The organism is Sulfitobacter sp. R86518 (genome assembly GCF_042466275.1).
GTDB classification, from domain to species: Bacteria; Pseudomonadota; Alphaproteobacteria; order Rhodobacterales; family Rhodobacteraceae; genus Sulfitobacter; species Sulfitobacter pontiacus.
In genome coordinates this window covers 2,631,926-2,653,318 of sequence record NZ_JAXHCA010000005.1, presented here as the reverse complement: position 1 = coordinate 2,653,318, position 21,393 = coordinate 2,631,926, and the positions used below count along the sequence as shown (strand labels likewise).

Here is a 21,393-nt window from a genome sequence, read left to right as displayed (position 1 = left end):
CCATGTACGATATGGCCGCCATTGGCGCTTGGATCGAGTTTGCGGTTCGCTGGGTGCATGTCATCACGGCCATCGCGTGGATCGGGTCGTCGTTCTACTTTATCGCGCTGGATCTGGGCCTGCACCGCGACCGCAACCTCAAAACCGGCGCGGACGGGGAAGAATGGCAGGTCCACGGCGGCGGGTTCTATCACGTGCAGAAATATCTGGTGGCCCCCGCACAGATGCCCGACGATCTGATCTGGTTCAAATGGGAAAGCTATTCGACGTGGCTTTCCGGCTTTGCCTTGCTGATCCTGGTCTACTATCTCGGGGCGGAATTCTATCTTGTCGATCCCGCTGTCGCAGAACTCGCGAACTGGCAGGCCGTGGGAATTTCCCTTCTGTCGCTTGGCTTTGGTTGGCTTGTCTACGACCAGATCTGCAAAAGCAAATTCGGCGATAACAACACACGGCTGATGATCGGCCTCTATGTGATCCTTGTGGGGATGGCCTATTTCTATACCTCGGTCTTCTCGGGGCGTGCAGCGTTGCTGCATCTGGGCGCGTTCACCGCGACGATCATGTCGGCGAACGTGTTCTTCATCATCATGCCGAACCAGCGGATCGTGGTGGCCGACCTCAAGGCGGGGCGGGTGCCGGATGCGAAATACGGCAAGATCGCCAAACAGCGCAGCACACATAATAACTATCTGACCTTGCCAGTCATCTTCCTGATGCTCAGCAACCACTACCCGCTGGCCTTCGCGTCGGAAATGAACTGGCTGATTGCGGCACTGGTGTTTCTGATGGGGGTCACGATCCGCCATTACTTCAACAGCCTGCACGCGCGTCAGGGCAATCCGACATGGACATGGGCGGTCACCGCGCTGTTGTTCGTTACGATCATGTGGCTGTCGACCGCGCCGATGTTTCGCAGCGTCGAGCCGGAAGAGGCCACCGGCCCCGCACTGCGCTTTGCCCAGGCCGAAGGGTTTGACCGGGTGCATGATATCGTGCGCGGTCGGTGCAGCATGTGTCATGCGGCAGAACCCGCGTGGGACGGGCTGCTTTGGCCGCCGAAATCCATCCGGCTTGAGACAGAACATCAGATCGCCAGCGCGGCCAAACAAATCTATTTGCAAGCAGGCGTGACCGATGCGATGCCCCCTGCCAACCTGAGCCATATGCAGGCCAGCGAACGCGCCGAGATCGTCGCCTGGTTCAATGCAGCCACACAGGATTAACCTCGCCGACGAGCGTTAACCATCCGTATTCGCGGCTTTCAGAATCGCGCGCCTCTATGCTAGGTCTAGCCGCATGGCGCATCCAAACCCCAATATAAGCGAAAATCGCCCGGTGATCCGGCAGCTCGACAACTCGGCGATTAACCGTATCGCCGCCGGAGAGGTCGTTGAACGCCCTGCCTCTGCGGTCAAGGAGCTGGTCGAGAACGCGATCGATGCGGGCGCGCGGCAAATCACGGTCGAATATGCCGATGGTGGCAAGACGCTGATCCGCGTCACCGACGACGGCTGCGGCATCGCCGCGGACGATCTGACGCTGGCGCTGTCACGGCACGCGACCTCGAAGATCGACGGGACGGACCTGTTGAACATCCACACCTTCGGGTTTCGCGGCGAGGCATTGCCCTCGCTCGGGGCTGTCGGGCGGCTGACCATTTGCAGCCGCGTGGCTGGGCAAGACGGGGCCGAGATTTCGGTCAACGGCGGCGTGACCGGCCCTGTGCGCCCTGCTGCGCTGAATGGTGGCACGGTGGTCACGCTGCGCGATCTCTTCTTTGCCACGCCCGCACGGTTGAAGTTCCTGCGCACCGATCGCGCCGAGGCGCAGGCGATCTCTGACATCATCAAGCGGCTGGCGATGGCGGAACCCTTCGTGCGGTTCACCCTGCGCGATGTGTCCGGCGACGGACCGGGCCGCGAGGTGTTTCGCGCCGAGGCCGAACAGGGCGATATGTTCGCCGCGCTGCACGGGCGTTTGGCGCAAGTGCTAGGGCGCGAGTTTGCTGAAAACGCGCTGGCCATCGATGCCGAACGCGAAGGGCTGCACCTGACGGGCTACGCAGCCCTGCCGACCTATTCGCGCGGCTCTGCCGTGACGCAATACCTGTTTGTGAACGGGCGTCCCGTCCGTGACAAGCTGCTGGTGGGGGCGTTGCGCGGGGCTTATTTCGACCTGCTGAGCCGTGACCGCCATCCCGCCGCCGCGCTCTTTGTCGATTGCGATCCCAAGCTTGTGGATGTGAACGTCCACCCGGCCAAATCCGAAGTGCGCTTTCGCGATCCCGGACTGGCACGCGGGTTGATCGTATCGGCGCTGCGCCATGCGCTGGCAGATGCCGGGCACCGTGCCTCGACCACCGTGGCGAATGCGACTTTGGGGGCGATGCGCCCCGAACAGCCCGGTGCGCGGGTGTATCAGATGGACCGCCCCTCGCTTGGGGCGCGCAGCGCTGCCTATCAAGCGCAAGCGCCCGAACCCGGCTTTGCCGAAACCGCCGGCATGTGGGGCCGTGTTGAAACGCCCCCCCAGTACGAGGCTGGCGGCGCTGACTTCCAGACCCACGACACTCGGACCCACGACGCACACACGCCCGCCGCCGAACCCGCGCCGGACTTCCCCCTTGGGACCGCGCGGGGACAGGTGCACGAGAATTATATCATCGCACAGACGGCGACGGGCATGGTCATCGTGGACCAGCACGCAGCGCATGAACGACTGGTCTATGAAAAGCTGAAACGCCAGATGGCCGAAAACGGTGTCGCGGCGCAGGCCTTGCTGATCCCCGAGATCGTGGATCTGTCAGCGTCGGACTGCGCGCGGCTGCTTGAGGTCGCGGAAGACCTCGCGCGGTTTGGACTGGGGATCGAACCCTTTGGCGGCAGTGCGATTGCCGTGCGCGAAACGCCCGCGATCCTTGGCACAGTTGACGCCAAAGCGATGGTGCTGGATATTCTTGATGAGCTCGCGGATCAGAACGAAAGCAACACGTTACAGGCCCGGATCGAGGCGATCCTCAGCCGTGTGGCCTGTCACGGTTCCATCCGTTCGGGTCGCTGGATGCGGGGCGAGGAAATGAACGCGCTGCTGCGCGAGATGGAGGCGACGCCCCATTCCGGCCAGTGCAACCACGGCCGCCCCACCTATGTCGAGCTGAAGTTGAGCGATATCGAACGTCTGTTCGGGCGCACATGATCCAGCTTGGCGGTGAAACCTACGCGCTGACAGACCCTGCCATGCTGCTGCTGATTGGCGGCGGGGGCGTGGTCTTGCTGGTGCTGATCCTGTTGGTGATGGCGGTGCGTGCGGCGGGGCGGTCGGCGCGGGTGGCGGCGCCGCTGGCGCGCCAGATGCAGATACTGGGCGGCCATGTGCAACAGCTTGGCATGGGGCAGGAACAACTGCGCGGCGGCTTGCAAACCGTGTCGGATACCCAAGCCAATGCACAGGCCCAGATGGTGCAAAGCATCGAGGCCCGCATGGCCCATGTTCAGCAGCAAATGCAGGACCGGCTGGCCGAGAACGCGGCCCGCTCTGCCCGGTCCTTGGCCGAGATGCAGGAACGCATGAGCGCGACACTTCACGGTTCCAGCAAGCAGACGACGACCAGCCTGACCCAGCTACAGGAACGGCTGGCCGCGATTGACAAGGCGCAGGACAATATCACCAAACTGTCGGGCGACGTGTTGTCGCTGCAGGATATCCTGAGCAACAAACAAACTCGTGGCGCATTCGGTGAAATCCAGCTTCACGATATCGTCTCTAAGGCGCTGCCAAGTGACAGCTATACGATGCAGGCGACGCTTTCCAACGGCAGGCGCGCGGATTGCCTGATCCACCTGCCGAATCCGCCCGGCCCGATCGTGATCGACAGTAAATTCCCGCTTGAAGCCTATGAAGCCCTGCGCCGTGCCAAGACGGAATACGAGGTCAAGGATGCTGCCCGCGCCATGCGGGTTGCGGTCAAGGCGCATATTCAGGCGATCACCACGAAATACATCATCGAGGGCGAGACCGCGGATGGCGCGCTGATGTTCCTGCCCTCGGAAGCCGTCTATGCCGAGCTGCATGCGAACTTCCCTGAACTCGTCCGCGAAGGTTTTGATGCGCGGGTCTGGATCGTATCGCCGACCACCTGCATGGCAACGCTGAATACGATGCGCGCGATCCTCAAGGATGCGCGGATGCGGGAACAGGCAGGGGCTATCCGCAAAACGCTCAAGATGCTGCACCGCGATGTCGAGATCGTGGTCGAACGTGTGGGCAAGCTGAACACCCATTTCGGGCAGGCCCGCGCTGATCTTGAAGGTTTGGGCACGGCTGCTGAACGCGCGGGTAAACGTGCGGCCAAACTGGATAATTTCGATTTCGAAGAACTGTCAGAGCAGGATAATCGCGTTGTGCCGCTTTCGCGCCCTGACAAACGGCCCTGACGGGCTATCTAAGCGAGGAGCCACGACAAGGGTGTCACAAAAAGTCGTAGTTAGTGTCTGATTAACTGCAATTCATGTACCGTCCAGCCCGTGTATCACCGAAAGTGCCGATACAAACCTGACAGACTGGAAATTCTCGCCTTATGCCATTTGAAGCCATCGACCCGCCACAGAATAACTCTTTGGCAGGCCACCGAAAGATTGCCGTCATCGGCGCGGGTATTTCCGGCATGGGGGCGGCGTATATGCTGGGCGACGACCATCAGGTGACCTTGTTCGAAAGCTGCCCCCGTCTGGGTGGCCACGCGCGCACGAAGATGGCGGGCAAGAACGGCGACCAGCCTGTAGATACGGGCTTTATCGTCTTCAACTACGCCAATTATCCCAACCTCGCCGCGCTGTTCAAAGAGCTCGACGTGCCGGTGGTCAAATCCAACATGAGCTTCGGGGCCTCCATCGACGGGGGGCGGTTGGAATACGGGCTGATGACGCTGGATTCGATCTTCGCGCAGCGGCGCAATGCGCTGAATCCGAAATTCCTGCGTATGTTGACCGATATCGTGCGGTTCAACAGCACGGCGACCAAGCTGGCGCAGGACCGTACGCTGACCATCGCGGGGTTCTTGGACAAGCTGGGCGCGGGTGAATATTTTCGAAAATACTACCTGACGCCGCTGTCGGGCGCGATCTGGTCGACGCCGGTAGACAAGATCATGGATTTCCCCGCCTATTCCATGATCGACTTCTTCGAGAACCACGCCTTGCTAAGCCACACAGGCCAGCACCAGTGGTATACGGTTGAGGGCGGGTCGCAGGAATATGTGAACCGTCTGGGGGCATCGCTGACAGCCAAGGGCGTCGACATTCGCCTTGGCACGCCGGTGCAATCCGTCCGCCGCACGCCCTTGGGCGCAGAGGTGAAAACCCATGGCGCGGAATGGGAAGCGTTTGACGAGGTCGTCTTTGCCAGCCATTCGGATGATACGCTTGCCCTTCTGGCCGACCCAAGCGCGGCAGAGCGCGCGGCCTTGGGTGCGGTGAAATACCAGCCCAACGACGTGGTGCTACATGCCGATGCCTTCTGTTATGCCCAAGCTGCGCAAGACCTGGGCCTCGTGGATCTATGCCGAGGATCAGGGCCAAAAGTCCGACCGGATCGACCTGACCTACTGGATGAACTCGCTGCAACCGATCCCGATGGACGACCCGCATTTTGTGACGCTTAATACCAAGCGCCCGATCCGCGAAGAGCTGATCTATGATCAGGTCACCCTGCGCCATCCGGTCTATGATCTGGGCGCGCTGGCCGCACAAGAACAGGTGCGCGCCTTCAACGGCACGCAGAACACCTGGTTCTGCGGCGCTTGGATGAAGCATGGCTTCCACGAGGACGGGCTGTCTAGCGCGGTTGACGTTGTGCAGGGGCTGCGGGCCAAGGCAAAGGTCGCACTGGCCGCAGAATGAGCGCCGGCGTCGATCATATCCGTGGTGTGACCTATCATGGGCGCAAGGGGGCGGTCGAAAACAGCTTTCGCTATTCGGTCGATTACGTGGTTCTGGATGCAGAGGCATCGCTGCAAACACCGGCGTTGTTCGGGCGCAACCGCGGGGCCGTGACATCGCTGTGGGACGAAGACCACGGCGGAGCCAAAGGCGCGGGTCGCGGGGCCGCGTGGGTGCGCGATGTTCTGGCGCAGCACGAGGTCACGGGCGTCGCGCGGATAGAGTTGATGGCGCAACCGCGCGTGCTGGGGCATGTGTTCAACCCTGTCAGCTTTTGGCTGTGCCACCGCGCGGACGAGGCGCTGATCGCCGTGATATCAGAGGTATCGAATACCTTCGGTGACCGGCACAGCTATCTATGCCACCACGATGACCTGCGCCCGATCACGGCCACAGATCATCTGCACGCGACCAAGATTTTCCACGTATCGCCATTTCAGCCGGTCGAAGGGGGATACAGTTTTCGCTTTGATATCCGCGCCGACCGTATTGGTGTCTGGATCGATTATACCCAGTCCGAAGGGGGCTTGATCGCCACCCTGACGGGCCGTCGTGGCCCTCTCACGAACCGGGCAATCCTGTGGTCGCTGCTGCGGCGTCCCTTCGGGGCGCGGCGGGTGTTGGCCTTGATCCACTGGCAGGCGCTAAAGCTGTGGTGGAAAGGCGGCGGCTATCGCCCGCGTCCTGAACCGCCGGTGAAAGACGTGTCGGGCACGTGACCCGTTCGGCACATCAACTGCCTGCCTATGCGCTGTTTGCGTCGCTTCTGGCGGCGGCGGGGCTGCCGATTTATATTCACGCGCCCAAGTTCTTTGTTGATGAATACGGGGTGTCTCTCGGGGCTTTGGGCACGGTGCTTTTTGCGCTGCGCCTGTTGGATGTGGTGCAGGACCCGTTGCTGGGGCGGCTATCGCAAGCCTTGCGTCACAGGCGCGGCGCGGCGGTCGCCGTCGGTGTCGCCCTGATGGCTGTATCGATGTTTGCCCTGTTTGCAGTGCCGCCCTTGCTGCCGCCGCTGATGTGGTTCGCGCTGACACTGACGGGGGTGTTTTCGGCGTTCAGCTTTCTGACGATCTGCTTTTATGCGCAAGGCGTCGCCAAAGCCGCGCAGTTGCCCGGGCGCGGGCACCTGGTGCTGGCGCGCTGGCGCGAGACGGGGGCGTTGCTGGGTGTCTGCGCGGCCTCGGTACTGCCTGTGATGCTGGGGCTGGTGATGGGGGCCCCGTTTACAGGGTTTGCCATCGGTTTTGCCGCGCTTGGTCTGGGCAGCGTTTTTGCCATGCGGGGCGAATGGCGCGGCGCGGATATCGCGGGTCCGACGGGGATCGCCGTGGTGTTGCGCGATCCGATTGCCCGTCGGTTGCTGCTGATCGCGCTGTTCAATGCGGCCCCTGTCGCGGTCACATCTACGTTATTTCTGTTCTACGTCGAAAGCGTGCTGCGCGCACCGGGGTGGGCGGGGGCGCTGCTGTTGCTCTTCTTTCTTTCGGCTGCGGTGGCCGCCCCGTTGTGGGGCAAGCTGGCAGAGCGTTTCAGCCCCAAACCCGTCCTGCTGTCCGCAATGGGCTTGGCGATCCTTGTGTTTGCAGGGACTTTGCTGCTGGGGGCGGGGGATGTGGCGTGGTTCGTGCTGGTCTGCATCGCCTCTGGCGCGGTGCTGGGGGCCGACCTGACACTGCTGCCCGCGATGTTCTCCGCGCGGATGGCGGTGGTCGCCCCGCAGGCCGCCGAGGGGTTCGGGCTGTGGTCGCTGGTGTCGAAATTCGCCCTTGCCTTCGCGGCGATAACGCTACTTCCCACCCTGCAGGCGTCCGGCTTTGACAGCGGTACGACGGGCAATGGACCGGTGGCAATCTCGACGCTCATATGGCTCTATGCTGGCGTGCCTTGCGGGCTCAAGCTGTTGGCCATCTGTTTTCTGGCCGCCACGCCGATGCAAAAGGATGATGAAGAATGATGGACATGTTGCAGTTTGCTCTGGGGGCCGCAGTGGTGGCCGCAATCTGGCTGGCGCGGCGGCGGATCACCGATTTCCCTGCGCAAAAGCCGTCGGATTATGCGGATGACTACACCGTATTTGACATGAAGAAACATCTGGACGGGGCAATGGTTTGCGAAGGCGTAATCTTTGGCCCCGCGGGCCGGGTCACCAGCAGCTTCGTGGCAGATTTCAACGTGACATGGGACGGCGACACCGCATGTATCGAAGAACATTTCGTCTATGACGACAACACGACCCAAGACCGCACATGGACGATCACATTGGGCGAGACGGGGCATTTCACCGCCACCGCCCCGGACGTCAAAGGCACGGCCAAGGGCCGCAACGTCGGTGCGACGGTGCAGTCGAAATACACCATCAGGCTGCCCGATGACGTGGGCGGGCACCTGCTGAATACCGTGGACTGGATGTATCTGACCGGCGATGGCACGATCATCAACCGCAGTCAGTTCCGAAAATTTGGGGTGAAGATGGCCGAATTGGTCGCCACCATCCGAAGAAAGGACGCAGCATGACCGAATGGACAGGAAAACGCTATTGGCTGATCGGGGCGAGCGCCGGACTGGGCGAAGCGCTGGCACATAAGCTGGGCCGACTGGGGGCCGAGGTCATCGTCTCTGCCCGGTCTGAAGACAAGCTGGCGGCGCTGGTCGATGAACTGCCCGTTTCGGCAAGCTACCAGACCATCGACGTTCAGGATATCGACAGCATTCGCGCGGCGGTCAAAGCCGTCGGGCCGGTGGATGGCGTCGTCTATCTGGCGGGGGCCTATTGGCCCTTTGGGGCCAAGGAGTGGGAGCCGGAGCATGCGACCACAATGATCGATGTGAACCTCACCGGGCTGGTGCGCGTGATGGGCGAAGTGGTGCCCGATATGGTCAAGCGCGACGCGGGCCACATCGTGATCACCTCTAGCCTCACGGCCTACCGCGGGCTGCCAAAGTCTATCGGCTATACGGCGTCCAAGGCGGGCACCTTGTCCTTGGCGGAATGTATGCACGCCGACCTGCGCAAGACCGGTGTGAAAGTTCAGGTGATCAACCCCGGTTTCATCCGCACGCAGCTGACCGACAAGAACGACTTCAAGATGCCCTTTTTGATGGAGCCCGAGGCCGCCGCGCAGCAAGTGGTCGAGCATATGAGCGGCAGCAGCTTTAAGAAAAGCTTCCCCTTCGGGTTCTCGCTTTTCTTCCGGCTGGCGCAGTTCCTGCCCGACGGCATCTACTACCGTCTATTCGGGTGAGTTGACCGGGCAGGTGATCCGCCTGATCTGAACGCGTCAAACGGCGGCGCTGTGTTCTTCAAACAGCGCACGAGCCCGCGCCCAGACGGGCGAGGCATCTTCCGCCAGTGCCGAGAGCGTCGGCAGCAGCTGCGCGGCGTAGTCTTCAGAGCTTTCCAGCGGCAGCATCGACGGCAGGTTGTCGATTGCGGTGACATCCAGAGGTGGGGCGTCATGCACGCGTAAGGCGGGCTCTTCCCATGTGGTCGCGCGGTCATAAACCGGCACGGGGTTGAAGTCGCTGTCGGGATCGCAGGCGATATCGCCGATCACCCGCAGCGCGCGATCCCTGTCCAGCGCGCTTTTGGGCACGAAAACCGGTGTCTGCGGCCCCGCCAGAATGCAGTTGAAAAACAGCACATGCTGCAAAATCTCGGGGAAGGGGCCGCCGTGGGCGGTCTCCTTCATATCCCACCCGGTGACCTTGATCCCCAGACGGCCGCAAAGATCGGCGGCACCGCTGCCCACCCGACCAAGTGCACCGATGACCAAAGCGTCGGGCGTGGCGAGCCCGTCGATCTCTGCCGCGAGGTCGCGGGTCAGCGCATCGGCGTTGGGGTAGGGGGTGATGGGGGCGACAGCTTGCCCACGGGTTTGGGCGGCCCAGCATTTGACGGCCACCGCCGCCCCCGCGAACCCCGCCCAATAGCCAAAGGCGGCGACGCGCCGGCCGGTCTCGTCGGTCAGATACTCAAGGTCCAGCAAGGTGCCGCCGCCCGCCTTGAAACGTTGCAACAGGATACGCCCCGCCGATTGGCCCTTGTAGGCGTGACCGAACATGATGTGCCGGTGCACCAGCGGTGTGCCGTCCTTCTGGCAGTTCCTTCAGGCCAAAGATGATCGCATCGGCAGGCGCGTCGGGCCAGCTGTTCTGTGGCGCGATGGTGCAGCCCGTGGCCGCATAGGCATCGGTCGCGATCACGCGGCTGTCCGAGGCTTCGACGGTGACGCGAAACCCCTGTTCCATCAACGCGGTAACCCCTTCGGGAGTGATGCCGACGCGGGTTTCATTGTCGCGCTGTTCGGCGCGGACCCATAGATGTGGTGCGGTCATAGCATCCCCTTGTCTTTCACCGCTGCCACGCTGGCGCGGGCGGTCATCTGCTGCATGAATGTCGTGATCTTGGGGTAGGCCGCCGTATCCACGCCGTCGCCCTCAAGCCAGTTGCACACGACGAACAGATAGGGATCGGCAAGGCTGAAATCCTCGCCCAACACATAGGGCCCGCGCAGGATATCGCTTTCGACAAAATCGGCACAGGCGGCCATGGTTTCTGGTACCTGAGCCGTCATATCCTCGAAGCTGGATTGTTGTTTGGCCCACCGCGATCCGCGCATCTTGTGGGCATGGGCAACATGCATGGTAGAGGCGAGGTAGTACATCGCGCTGCGCATCTGTGCGGCGGCGGTCGGGTCCGTGGGGACCAGCCCGGCTTTGGGCGCAATGGCAGCGACATAGTCCAGCAGCGCACCGGTTTCGGTCAGGATCGTATCATCCTCAAGCCGCAGCGCAGGCACGCGTCCCTTGGGGTTGATCGCCAGATATTCCGGTTTCGTCTGCTCTGCCGTGGCGAAGTCGACGCGCACCGGCTGATAGGGCAGGGCGGCTTCTTCGATGGCAATCGCCACCGCGACAGAGACGGTTCCGGGCGTAAAATATAGCGTAAGCATCGTTTTGCCTTTCAGATATGGGTCTGCGCGACACGGCGTGCGGGGGTGTCCAGATGGGGCACCGCGTTGAAGAGCACCGGCGACCAGTGGCCGCCAATGGGGAACAGCCGGTGCATCGATGTGTGCATGATCGCCAGCGCGATGCGCGACATGGCCGGAATGCCCAGCCCCATCGCCTGCGCCATCACCATCGAGATCAGCCCCCCAGAGGTCACGACCAGCGCCGGCCCGTCCCCGTCCGATATCTCTGATAGCACGGATTTGATGCGCCCTTCGAAATTGGCGTAGCTCTCGGGCGGGTTTTCGAGTTTGTCGCTTTTCCACGTCTCGAACACCAGCGGCAGGTGGTTGGTGAACCCACCCTGTTCCGTGGGGAAAGGGATGCCGTGCTGCTGCTCCATCATGGTGGCGAGGGTGAAATACTCAAGCTCGTTCAGCCGCGCGTCGCGTATCGGTTCAAGCCCGGTGTTCATCCCCTCTGCCGTCTCGATATGGCGGCGCAGCGTGCCGGTATACAGCCGCGTGTGGTGGGTTTCGGACTGGCGCAGGTGGTCGCCCAGCCACGCAGCCTGTTCGTGGCCAAGCGGGCTTAGCTTGTCATAGCTGATTTCGTCCTTGGCCTGGGAATTTGCCTGACCGTGACGGATGAGGGTAATATGGGACATAGCGCGCCTTTTTCTGTTGCGCCATTGATAGGCAAGCCATGCGCGGGTGGAAAGCCTGCCCGCCGCTCGCATGTCGATTTTTTGCAAGCGGCCCCCCGCGTCGCGTATCGGAAACGCCGGTGGCGCAAAAACGGGGCAGGGTGTCGGGAATATGACTGCCGTCGCATGCGTGCCCTGCCTATACTGCGGGGCGGTACAGGAGGGTTCCCCATGGCGGATAAGGTAAAATTCACGCTCGACGGCGAAGAGGTCGAGGCCGACACCGGGCTGACCATCTGGGAAATCGCCAATGGGCGCGGTCTGAAAATCCCGCATCTGTGTTTCACACCGGAGCCGGGGTATCGCCCCGATGGCAACTGCCGTGCCTGTATGGTCGAGATCGAAGGCGAACGCGTGCTGGCCGCCTCCTGCCTGCGCGAACCGAGCGACGGTATGGTCGTCACCACCAACAACGCGCGCGCCGAAAATGCCCGCAAGATGGTGATGGAACTGCTGGTCACCGATCAGCCCGCCCCCGAAGTTGCCCACGATAAATCCAGCCACCTGTGGGACATGGCCGCGATGGAAGGTATCTCGGAAAGCCGCTTCCCCAAGCTGGAAGAGGGACGCATCCCGTTGCTCGACGACAGCCATGTGGCGATGCGTGTGAACCTTGATGCCTGTATCCAGTGCAACCTGTGTGTGCGCGCCTGCCGCGAGGTGCAGGTCAATGATGTGATCGGGATGGCCGGTCGCGGGCATGACAGCTATCCGGTGTTCGACATGGCCGACCCGATGGGCGCGTCCTCATGTGTGGCGTGCGGTGAATGTGTGCAGGCCTGCCCGACGGGGGCGCTGATGCCCGCCACCGTGGTCGATGACGCGCAGGTGGGCGACAGCGCCGATTTTGATAGCGAAGTCGACAGCATCTGCCCGTTCTGCGGTGTTGGCTGTCAGGTGTCGCTGAAGGTCAAGGACGGCAAGATCAAATACGTCGAGGGCATCAACGGTCCCGCGAACGAAGGGCGGCTTTGCGTCAAGGGGCGCTTTGGTTTTGACTATATCCACCATCCCCATCGTCTGACCAAACCGCTGATCCGTCGCAAGGACGCCCCGCCCAAGGGACTGAACGTGGACCCGGGCAACTGGCAAACCCACTTCCGCGAAGCCACCTGGGACGAGGCGCTGGATTTCGCTGCGGGCGGTATGAAAAAGATCGGCGGCGCGGGTGTGGCGGGCTTTGGATCAGCGAAATGCACGAACGAGGAAGCCTACCTGTTTCAAAAGATCATCCGGCAGGGCTTTGGTCACAACAACGTGGATCACTGCACGCGGCTGTGTCATGCCTCGTCAGTGGCCGCGCTGATGGAGAATGTCGGATCCGGTGCGGTCACCGCGACCTTCAACCAGATCGAAAACGCCGATGTTGCGATTGTGATCGGCGCAAACCCGACCGAGAACCACCCCGTCGCGGCGACCTTCTTCAAGCAGTTTGCCAAGCGCGGCGGCAAGCTGATCGTGATGGACCCGCGAGGCCAGGCGCTGAAGCGGCACGCGTCGCATATGCTGCAATTCCGCCCCGGCACCGATGTATCGATGCTGAACGCGATCATGCATGTGATCGTCGAGGAAAAGCTTTACGACCAGCAGTATATCGAAGCCTACACCGAAAACTGGGAGATCGAGAAAGCCCACCTGAAAACCTTCACCCCTGAAAAGATGTCCAAGATCTGCGGCATCGATGCGGAGGTGCTGCGCGATGTGGCGCGGACCTTTGCGGGGGCGAATGCCGCGATGATTTTCTGGGGGATGGGCATTTCGCAGCACATCCACGGCACCGATAATTCGCGCTGCCTGATCTCGCTTGCGCTGATGACGGGACAAATCGGGCGACCCGGTGCGGGGCTGCATCCGTTGCGGGGGCAAAACAATGTGCAGGGCGCGTCTGACGCGGGGCTGATCCCGATGTTCCTGCCCGATTACCAGCCGGTGTCTGATGATGGCGTCCGCTCTGCCTTTACCGAGGTGTGGCAAAGCAGCGATTTCAGCGACAAGAAGGGCCTTACCGTGACCGAGATTATGGACGCGGTGCATGACGGGGATATTCGCAGCCTCTATGTGCTGGGTGAAAACCCGGCGATGTCTGACCCCGATGTGGAACACGCCCGTGCCGCGCTGGCCAAGCTCGATCATCTGGTGGTGCAGGATATCTTCCTGACCGAGACCGCGAATTTTGCCGATGTGATCCTGCCCGCCAGCGCCTTTGCCGAGAAATCCGGCACGGTGACCAATACCAACCGACAGGTGCAGATGGGCCGCCCCGCGGTGCCACCGCCCGGCGACGCGAAAGAGGATTGGTGGATCGAGGTTGAACTGGCCAAGCGTCTGGGGCTGGGCTGGACCTATACCGACCCGAGCGAGGTTTTCGCCGAGATGAAGCTGAATATGTCGTCGCTCAATAACATCACTTGGAACAGGTTAGAGAGCGAAGGGGCGGTGACCTACCCGTCCACCAGCCCCACCGATCCGGGGCAGGCGATTGTCTTTGCCGATGGCTTCCCGCGACAGGACGGACGCGCACGGTTTACCCCCGCCAGCATCATCGCACCCGATGACGCGCCGGATGAAGACTATCCGATGATCCTGACCACGGGCCGGCAGCTTGAACATTGGCACACGGGGTCGATGACGCGGCGGTCCTATGTGCTTGATGGGCTTGAGCCCGAGGCGAACTGTTCGCTCCACCCGTCTACCTTACGCAAGCTGGGGGTAGAGCCGGGGGCCTATATCCGGCTCACGACCAAGCGCGGGTCGATCGAACTGATGGCGCGCGAAGACCGCGCCGTGTCGCCCGATATGGTGTTTCTGCCCTTTGCCTATGTCGAAGCGGCGGCAAATATCCTGACAAATCCAGCGGTTGACCCCTATGGAAAAATCCCCGAGTTTAAATTCTCGGCCGTGAAAGTAGAGGCCGCAACAGCCCCCCAACCCGCGGAGTAACCATGCAGATCAACCCCGACCGCTTTCTCGCCGACCTTCACAAATTGCGTTCGTTCGGCGCAGCGGGGGTGGGCAAAGGGGTGATCCGCCCGGCCTATAGCGACGCCGATGTCACCGCGCGGGATTGGCTGGCCGATCAGATGCGCGATGCCGGACTGCGGGTTGAAATGGACCAGATGGGCAATCTTTTCGGCTTGGCCGACGGGCCGTCGCTGTTGATGGGGTCACATTCCGATAGCCAGCCCGAAGGCGGATGGCTGGACGGCGCGCTGGGCGTGATTACCGCGCTCGAGGTCGCCCGCGCCGCAGCCGAGGCCGGCGGCCCCGCGATCTCTGTCGTGTCGTTTCAGGATGAAGAGGGGCGGTTTGGCGTCACCACGGGCAGCGCCGTTTGGGGCGGGCATCTGGATCAGGCCGCCGCCGATGCGCTGACCGATCATGCGGGCGTGACCCTTGGCGACGCGCGTCAGGCCGTGGCGCATCTGGTCACGGGCGAGGTGTCGCCCGATCTGTTCACCAGCTTTGTCGAGTTGCATATCGAACAGGGGCCGACGCTGGATACCAGCGGCGAACAGATTGGTGTGGTCACCGATATCGTCGGCATCCGCGACATGAAGATCGCCTTTGACGGGCAGCAGAACCACGCGGGCACCACACCGATGCATCTGCGGCGGGATGCGTTTCAGGCGGTCTCTGCCTTCAATGCCGCGTTGAATGACCGGCTGCGCAATGTCGTCACACCGCAGACCGTCTGGACCATCGGCCATGTCACGCTGCACCCAAATGCATCCTCTATCGTGCCGGGGCGTGCTGTGTTTTCGATGCAGTGGCGCGACGCGGATGCGGACCGTCTGGGCCGGATGGAACAGATCATCCGCGACACCGCCACCGAGATCGCGGCGCAGCAGGGGCTGGCGGTCAGCTTTGGCACAATGCTGGGGCTGGAACCCGTCGCGATGGACCCGACCCTGCGCACCGCGCTGGAAGCCGGCGCGGAAGAGGTCGCGCCGGGCAACTGGCGCAAGATGCCGTCAGGGGCGCTGCATGATGCGACCAATGTGTCGCGTAAGATACCGGTGGCAATGCTGTTTGTGCCGTCGATCGGGGGGCTGTCCCATACTTTCGAGGAAGACACGGACGAGGCCGATTTGGTGGCCGGTGTTCAGGTGCTTGCCCGCGCGGTGACGCGGCTGGGGTCAGTGACGTAGATAGCCGCGACGCTCGGCCCTTGTGCGATAGCGGTCCGCCATTTTTGACGCCTCGCGCAGGTTGCCGAAACACTGGATCACCGCTTTGGGCTGGCCACCTGCGACGCCCCATTCGCGCAGGACAGAGACTTCGCTGAACAGGTTCATCGCGATTTCGACGCGATAGAACAGCCGTCTCTGGGCGGGGTTGGTCCTGTACAGCAAGCATTCGATCATGGGTAGAATCTAGCGGGCCAAGGGGCAGGCGCGCAATAAAAAACGGCAGCGCCCGTGTTAGAAAAGACAGCGATGCCATCTGTGGCGGCAGGTGGCACCGCGTGGCTCAGGCGACGGTTTTGCGCAGGGTGATACTGGTGGGGCGGTCAAACCCCGCGTGCGCTGTGCGGGCATATTCGTGAAAGCCGAGCGCGCGAAAGGTGGCGTGGTTGTCCAACAGCTCCACCCGCGTTTGCAGTTCCAGCTGGCCAAGGTGCAGGGCACGGGCACGGCTCTCGGCGTGGGTGATCAGATGGCGTGCCAGCCCCAGTCGCTGATGGCTGGGGGCGACGCAGAGCTTGCCCAGATACAGAACCGCCGGTTTCACGCTCAGCACCACACACGCCAGAGGCGGCGCGCCGATCACCCAGATTTCATCCCTATCCGCCGTGGCTTGCAGCGAAGGCAACGTGGTTTGACCAAGCGAGCTTGGCGGGTCAATGCGCCCCTCCATATAGGCAAAGCAGTCGCGCATCAGATGCAGCACGTCGCCCAGATGGGGGCTGCCACCGCTGATGCGACGGGGGGTCAGCTCCATGTGACGTCGCCTAGAAAGATGTAGCCCGCGCCATAGATCGTCTTGATCAACTGCGGGTTTTTGGGGTCTTCGCGCAGTTTGGTCCGCAGCCGCGAAATCCGCACGTCCATCGCCCTGTCAAAGCTTTCAGAGGCGACGCCGCCAAGGCTCGACTGCATCTGCGCGCGGCTGAGCAGACGTTTGGGCGCGTCCAGAAACAGGCGCAGCACCTCCCCCTCCGCGTGGGAGAAGGGGGTTTCGACGCCGTTTTCATCCTCAAGCGCGTAGCGGTCGAAATGCGCCTTCCACCCGCTGAACGCAGCGACGGTGCCGGCTTGCGGCGTGGGTTTGGCGCTGCGCAGACGGGCACGGATACGGGCGACGACCTCTGCCGGATCAAAGGGCTTGATGATGTAGTCATCCGCGCCAAGTTCCAGCCCCGTGACGCGGTCCTGCACCTGTGCGCGGCCCGAGATGATGATCACGATGGCCCCTTGTTCCAGCGCCAGTCGATGCACCAGCGTCAGCCCGTCTGAATCCGGCAGGGACAGGTCCACCAGACAGACATCGGGGGTGTGGGTCGCCAAGGCGGCCTCGAACGCGCGGGCGCGGCTGAAGGACAGCGTGTCAAAGCCCGCTTCCTCTAAAGCGTCGGCGAGAAGCGTGCGGATTTCGGGTTCATCGTCCAGAATGGTGACGAGGGGGCGGGTCATTGGGCGGCACTCTCTTTCGGGGCAATCAGCGCGGTCAGATCCGCAATCTCGAAGGGTTTGCGCAGCACGGGGGCAAGGGTTTGCGCCTCGAGAAACTGGGCATCATCGGGCGGGAGCGAGGTCATCAATACCAGCGGCGGCGCATCGGCGGGTAGGCGTTTGGCAAGGTCCAGCCCCGTCGCCTCGCCCATAAGCTGGATGTCGGACAGGATCAGCGCGATGTCGGGCAGATCGGCCAGCAGGGCGGTGGCCTCATCCGCGCTGGCGGCTTCGATCACGGAATGGCCCAGCCCCATCAACATGTCTCGCACCAGCGCGCGCAGGTCATCGGCGTCTTCGACCAGCAGAACCAGTCCGGTGGTGGCAGCCACGGCGGGGCGGTAGGGCAGCCGCATGGTCACCTGCGCGCCATGGGCCGTATTGCCAAGGCGCAGATCGCCCCCCGCCGATTTCACCATGTCATAGACCATCGGCAGCCCCAGCCCCGATCCTTCGGCCCCTTTGGTGGTAAAAAACGGATCAAACCCGTGTTCTAGCGCCGAGGGCGAAAAACCGGGGCCGGTATCGCGCAAGACCCATTCGATCCATGTGTCATGGACCTGTCGTATTTCGAGCGAGATCGCCCCCGCAGCCCCGCAGGCATCGCGGGCGTTCAGGATCAGGTTCAGCAGCCCGTCCTGCACCAGACCGCTGTCCAGCAGTACGGGGGTGTCATCCATCTGGTTGTCGATGCTTAGCGTCATGCCCTTGGGCAGGGTGGGGCGCGCGATAAGGGTCAGATCTTCCAGCAGCCGCGGGATATGGGTCGCAGTCGGACGCAGCGTGCGCGCGCCTGTCATATCGGCAATAGAGCTGAGCAACGTGCCGCCCCGGCGCGCTGCCGCAAGGGTGCCTTCGATGAGGGGGGCGGCCTCTGCCGGTTGGCCGTCCAGCCGACCTAGCCGGGACTGAAGGCCAAGGATGATCGTCAGCAGGTTGGAAAAATCATGCGCCAGCCCCGAGATCACCTGCGCGGCGATCTCGCGTCGTCGGGTTTGCTGCAGGGCGACACGGTTCTGGGTTTCCTCGGTCACATCCATCGACAGGATATAGACCCCGCCGTTTGTATCGGGGGTGAAGGCGCCGCGGATGCGCCGGGCGCTCATCTCGTCCGTGAATTCGATCACCGACGGCTTTCCGGCAAAGGCTTGGGTGAGCGAGGGGGCAATAGAGTTGTAGGCCTGCTGCCCCAGAACCTCTGCGATATGGCGGCCGATCAGATCCGCGCGCCGCCCCGGCATGACAGAGGCCAACCGCCGGTTTGAATAGGTGTAACAGGCGTTTGCATCCACATGGGCGATATGGGCCGGCATCATTTCTGTGGTCAGCCGCGTGCGGGCTTCGGACAGGGTGAGCTGGCGTTTTGCCTCTTCCAGCGCGGTGTTCATCGCGGCAAGTTCGCGGTTGGTGGCTGACAGTTCTTCGGCATGGGCCAGCACCTGCCCCGACAGCGCATCAGACCGGGCGCGCAGCAGGGCCTCTTGCTGTTTGGTGCGGGTGATGTCGGTGTAGACGGTGACCCAGCCGCCTTGGGGCAGGGGGGAGCCTTCGACCGAGATGGTGCGGCCATTGGCGCGGGTGCGTTCCATATAATGGGGTTCAAACGCGCGGGCCTGTTCCACCCTTTCGGCCACAAAACGCGCCACGTCGTCCACGTCACCGTATTCCCCCAACTGTGCCAGCAGGGTGATCGTTTCTTGAAAGCTCGCACCTGGGGTGACCAGCGCTTTGGGAAGGTCGAACATCTGCTGGAACGGTGCATTACACAGCACCAGCCGCAAATCCGCGTCATAGATCGTCAGCGCTTGCGCGATCAGGTTCAGCCCCGCAGCGGTCATGAGTTTTGTCTGGTGATCGTCGATCTGCATGCAGCCTCCCCCCGCGGCAGACTGCACCATCCCCACAGCGCCGCCAAGCGCAACCTTGGGAAATCACGCCTGTTACAATTCGTTAGAATTGAGAAATCATTAGGTAAAAGTTGACGCAGAGCATCAGGTCAACATCATGGTGTGACATCAGAATCGCACCAGCGATCGACCTGCCGAAAAAGAGCAGGGTTTGGGAGGAAGACATTTGGCTCACACGCTCGTGAGCGCCGACGGACCGCAATCGGTTCCGGCGCTGCTGCATCGTAATGCAAAGCAATTTGCGAACGCGCCTGCGTATCGCGAAAAAGAATATGGCATCTGGCAAAGCTGGACGTGGGCACAGACCCGCGACGAGGTAGAAGCGCTTGCGCTTGGCCTGCTGGAGCTTGGCGCGAACGAGGGTGATTTTATCGCCATCATCGGCCGCAACCGTCCCTATCTGTATTGGGCCATGATGGCCGCAGAGATGGTCGGTGCCGTGCCTGTGCCGCTGTATCAGGACGCCAACGCAGAAGAGATGGCCTATGTGCTGGATCATTGTGGCGCGCGTTTTGTGATCGCCGGTGATCAGGAACAGGTCGACAAGGTGCTGGACGTTCAGGATCAGCTGACCCAGTTCGAGCGTATGATCTATCTTGATCCACGCGGATTGCGCAAATACGACCACGCCGCGCTGGACCAGTATAGCGCCGTCCAAGACATGGGTCGCAAGGCCCGCGACAAGCACATCAAAGAGCTTGAAGCGCGTCAGGCCAAGCTGGACTACGACAGCACGGGCGTCATGCTTTATACCTCTGGCACCACGGGCAAGCCCAAAGGTGTGGTGCTGAGCAACCGCAATATTATCGAGACGGCCAAATCCTCTTCCGCTTTCGACAAGCTGCGTCAGACGGACGATATTCTGGCCTATCTGCCGATGGCTTGGGTGGGGGATTTCATCTTTTCCGTCGGGCAGGCGCTGTGGACGGGGTTCTGCACGAACTGCCCTGAAAGCGCAGACACGATGCATGTGGATCTGCGCGAGATCGGCCCGACCTATTATTTCGCCCCACCGCGCGTGTTCGAAACCCAGCTGACATCGGTGATGATCCGGATGGAAGACGCGAGCCGTTTCAAAAAGTGGCTGTTCGACAAATTCATGGCCCATGCGCGCAAGGTGGGCCCCGCCATTCTGGACGGGAAATCCGTGGGTGCGATGGACCGTGCGAAATACGCCTTGGGCGAGCTGATGATCTATGGCCCGCTGAAAAACACGCTTGGCCTCAGCCGCGTGCGCGTCGGCTATACCGCGGGCGAGGCGATCGGGCCGGAGATTTTCGATTTCTACCGCTCGCTCGGGATCAACCTGAAACAGCTTTATGGCCAGACCGAAGCCACCGTCTTCATCACCGCGCAGCCCGATGGCGAAGTGCGCAGTGACACGGTCGGCGTGACCTGCCCCGGCGTGGAGCTGAAGATCGCCGAGAACGGCGAAGTCTTCTACCGCAGCCCCGGCGTTTTTGTGGAGTATTACAAGAACCCCGAAAGCACCGCCGATACCAAGGATGCCGAAGGCTGGGTCGCGACAGGCGACGCGGGCTTTATCGAGGAAGGCACCGGGCATCTGCGCATTATCGACCGCGCCAAAGACGTTGGCAAAATGGCTAATGGCAGCCTGTTTGCGCCGAAATACGTGGAAAACAAGCTGAAGTTCTTCCCCAACATCCTTGAAGCGGTGGTATTCGGCAACGGACGCGACGAATGCACCGCCTTTATCAATATCGACCTGACCGCGGTCGGAAACTGGGCGGAGCGCAACAACATCGGCTATGCGTCCTATCAGGAACTGGCGCGGCATCCGCAGGTGATGGACACGATCCAGAGCCATGTGGAAGAGGTCAACGCCTCTATCGCCGAAGACGAAATGCTGTCGGGCTGTCAGGTGCATCGCTTTGTTGTGCTGCACAAGGAACTTGATGCCGACGACGGAGAGCTGACGCGCACGCGCAAAGTCCGTCGCAAGGTCATCGGCGAGAAGTTCGACGATATCATCACCGCGCTCTACGACGGGTCGCCCTTCTGTCAGCACGGTTACTGAAGTGACCTATGAAGACGGGCGCAAGGGGTCGATCTCGGCCACGCTGGAGGTACGCGACGCCAAGGTGTTCGCAGACACCCGTAAGATGGCCGCGCAATGAGCATGACATCAGGCGGAGCATGCGGGCGCTGCGGTTGCGCAGTGGATTTTAAGACCATTTGGAAGGGGGCTGCGGCGT

The 21,393-nt window shown here is 62.0% G+C and carries 15 protein-coding genes and 3 pseudogenes; 11 read left to right on the top strand and 7 right to left on the bottom strand.

Translation table 11 applies throughout. The annotated features are described in order from the left end of the window. Nucleotides 1-2 precede the first annotated feature (2 nt). From SJY36_RS14085 to SJY36_RS14050, 8 genes and pseudogenes are all read left to right on the top strand, one after another. A complete protein-coding gene (locus SJY36_RS14085; protein WP_386175932.1) occupies nucleotides 3-1,226 on the top strand; it encodes a urate hydroxylase PuuD in 1,224 nt (407 codons plus the stop codon). Nucleotides 1,227-1,299: 73 nt separating this feature from the next. Further along, nucleotides 1,300-3,198, top strand: coding sequence for a DNA mismatch repair endonuclease MutL (gene mutL / locus SJY36_RS14080; RefSeq protein ID WP_386175929.1), 1,899 nt, complete (start codon nucleotides 1,300-1,302; stop codon nucleotides 3,196-3,198). Next, the gene (locus tag SJY36_RS14075) at nucleotides 3,195-4,436 is read left to right on the top strand and encodes a DNA recombination protein RmuC (RefSeq protein ID WP_306285200.1); all 1,242 of its coding nucleotides are present in this window, start codon (nucleotides 3,195-3,197) and stop codon (nucleotides 4,434-4,436) included. The genes mutL and SJY36_RS14075 overlap by 4 nt, the downstream gene beginning before the upstream one ends. 143 nt (nucleotides 4,437-4,579) lie before the next feature. Continuing rightward, a pseudogene (locus SJY36_RS14070) lies at nucleotides 4,580-5,900 on the top strand (NAD(P)/FAD-dependent oxidoreductase). After that, nucleotides 5,897-6,658, top strand: coding sequence for a DUF1365 domain-containing protein (locus SJY36_RS14065; RefSeq protein ID WP_278374881.1), 762 nt, complete (start codon nucleotides 5,897-5,899; stop codon nucleotides 6,656-6,658). Before SJY36_RS14070 ends, SJY36_RS14065 begins: the two are co-directional and overlap by 4 nt. Beyond that, nucleotides 6,655-7,896, top strand: coding sequence for an MFS transporter (locus SJY36_RS14060; protein WP_386175924.1), 1,242 nt, complete (start codon nucleotides 6,655-6,657; stop codon nucleotides 7,894-7,896). The genes SJY36_RS14065 and SJY36_RS14060 overlap by 4 nt, the downstream gene beginning before the upstream one ends. After that, the gene (locus SJY36_RS14055; RefSeq protein WP_386175921.1) at nucleotides 7,893-8,456 is read left to right on the top strand and encodes a DUF3833 family protein; all 564 of its coding nucleotides are present in this window, start codon (nucleotides 7,893-7,895) and stop codon (nucleotides 8,454-8,456) included. The genes SJY36_RS14060 and SJY36_RS14055 overlap by 4 nt, the downstream gene beginning before the upstream one ends. Then, on the top strand, nucleotides 8,453-9,184 hold the full coding sequence (locus SJY36_RS14050) for an SDR family oxidoreductase (protein WP_237277815.1): 732 nt from the start codon (nucleotides 8,453-8,455) through the stop codon (nucleotides 9,182-9,184). The genes SJY36_RS14055 and SJY36_RS14050 overlap by 4 nt, the downstream gene beginning before the upstream one ends. A gap of 36 nt (nucleotides 9,185-9,220) precedes the next feature. Here the strand turns inward: SJY36_RS14050 and SJY36_RS14045 are convergent. The 3 genes and pseudogenes from SJY36_RS14045 to SJY36_RS14035 all read right to left on the bottom strand — a co-directional run bounded on the left by SJY36_RS14045 (nucleotide 9,221) and on the right by SJY36_RS14035 (nucleotide 11,559). Then, nucleotides 9,221-10,277 (bottom strand): annotated as a pseudogene (locus SJY36_RS14045) (saccharopine dehydrogenase). Next, nucleotides 10,274-10,894: a glutathione S-transferase family protein gene (locus tag SJY36_RS14040; protein WP_386175917.1), complete on the bottom strand. Its 621-nt coding sequence runs from the start codon at nucleotides 10,892-10,894 to the stop codon at nucleotides 10,274-10,276. The pseudogene SJY36_RS14045 and the gene SJY36_RS14040 overlap by 4 nt, the downstream one beginning before the upstream one ends. Before the next feature lie 11 nt (nucleotides 10,895-10,905). Further along, nucleotides 10,906-11,559, bottom strand: a complete 654-nt coding sequence (locus tag SJY36_RS14035; RefSeq protein ID WP_132997892.1) for a histidine phosphatase family protein — start codon at nucleotides 11,557-11,559, stop codon at nucleotides 10,906-10,908. 210 nt (nucleotides 11,560-11,769) lie between these two features. Here SJY36_RS14035 and fdhF point away from each other — a divergent pair, with 210 nt between their 5' ends. Next, a complete protein-coding gene (gene fdhF, locus SJY36_RS14030; protein ID WP_386175914.1) occupies nucleotides 11,770-14,538 on the top strand; it encodes a formate dehydrogenase subunit alpha in 2,769 nt (922 codons plus the stop codon). Between the two features lie 2 nt (nucleotides 14,539-14,540). After that, entirely contained in the window at nucleotides 14,541-15,746 is a 1,206-nt protein-coding gene (locus SJY36_RS14025) for a Zn-dependent hydrolase (RefSeq protein WP_386175912.1), read from the top strand. On the opposite strand, the gene SJY36_RS14020 is transcribed toward SJY36_RS14025, so the two are convergent. From SJY36_RS14020 to SJY36_RS14005, 4 genes are all read right to left on the bottom strand, one after another. Then, nucleotides 15,735-15,962: a WGR domain-containing protein gene (locus SJY36_RS14020; RefSeq protein WP_005850193.1), complete on the bottom strand. Its 228-nt coding sequence runs from the start codon at nucleotides 15,960-15,962 to the stop codon at nucleotides 15,735-15,737. The genes SJY36_RS14025 and SJY36_RS14020 overlap by 12 nt on opposite strands. Nucleotides 15,963-16,068: 106 nt before the next feature. Further along, nucleotides 16,069-16,539, bottom strand: coding sequence for a GNAT family N-acetyltransferase (locus tag SJY36_RS14015; RefSeq protein ID WP_386175909.1), 471 nt, complete (start codon nucleotides 16,537-16,539; stop codon nucleotides 16,069-16,071). Then, nucleotides 16,530-17,231 (bottom strand): response regulator transcription factor, encoded by a 702-nt coding sequence (locus tag SJY36_RS14010; RefSeq protein WP_132997895.1) that lies wholly within the window; start codon nucleotides 17,229-17,231, stop codon nucleotides 16,530-16,532. Before SJY36_RS14010 ends, SJY36_RS14015 begins: the two co-directional genes overlap by 10 nt. Then, nucleotides 17,228-19,138 carry a PAS-domain containing protein gene (locus SJY36_RS14005; protein WP_386175906.1) on the bottom strand — a complete coding sequence of 637 codons (1,911 nt, stop codon included), beginning with the start codon at nucleotides 19,136-19,138 and terminating at the stop codon, nucleotides 17,228-17,230. Before SJY36_RS14005 ends, SJY36_RS14010 begins: the two co-directional genes overlap by 4 nt. 220 nt (nucleotides 19,139-19,358) lie before the next feature. On the opposite strand from SJY36_RS14005, the pseudogene SJY36_RS14000 reads away from it, so the two are divergent. Further along, a pseudogene (locus SJY36_RS14000) lies at nucleotides 19,359-21,315 on the top strand (AMP-binding protein). Nucleotides 21,316-21,393: the final 78 nt, after the last annotated feature.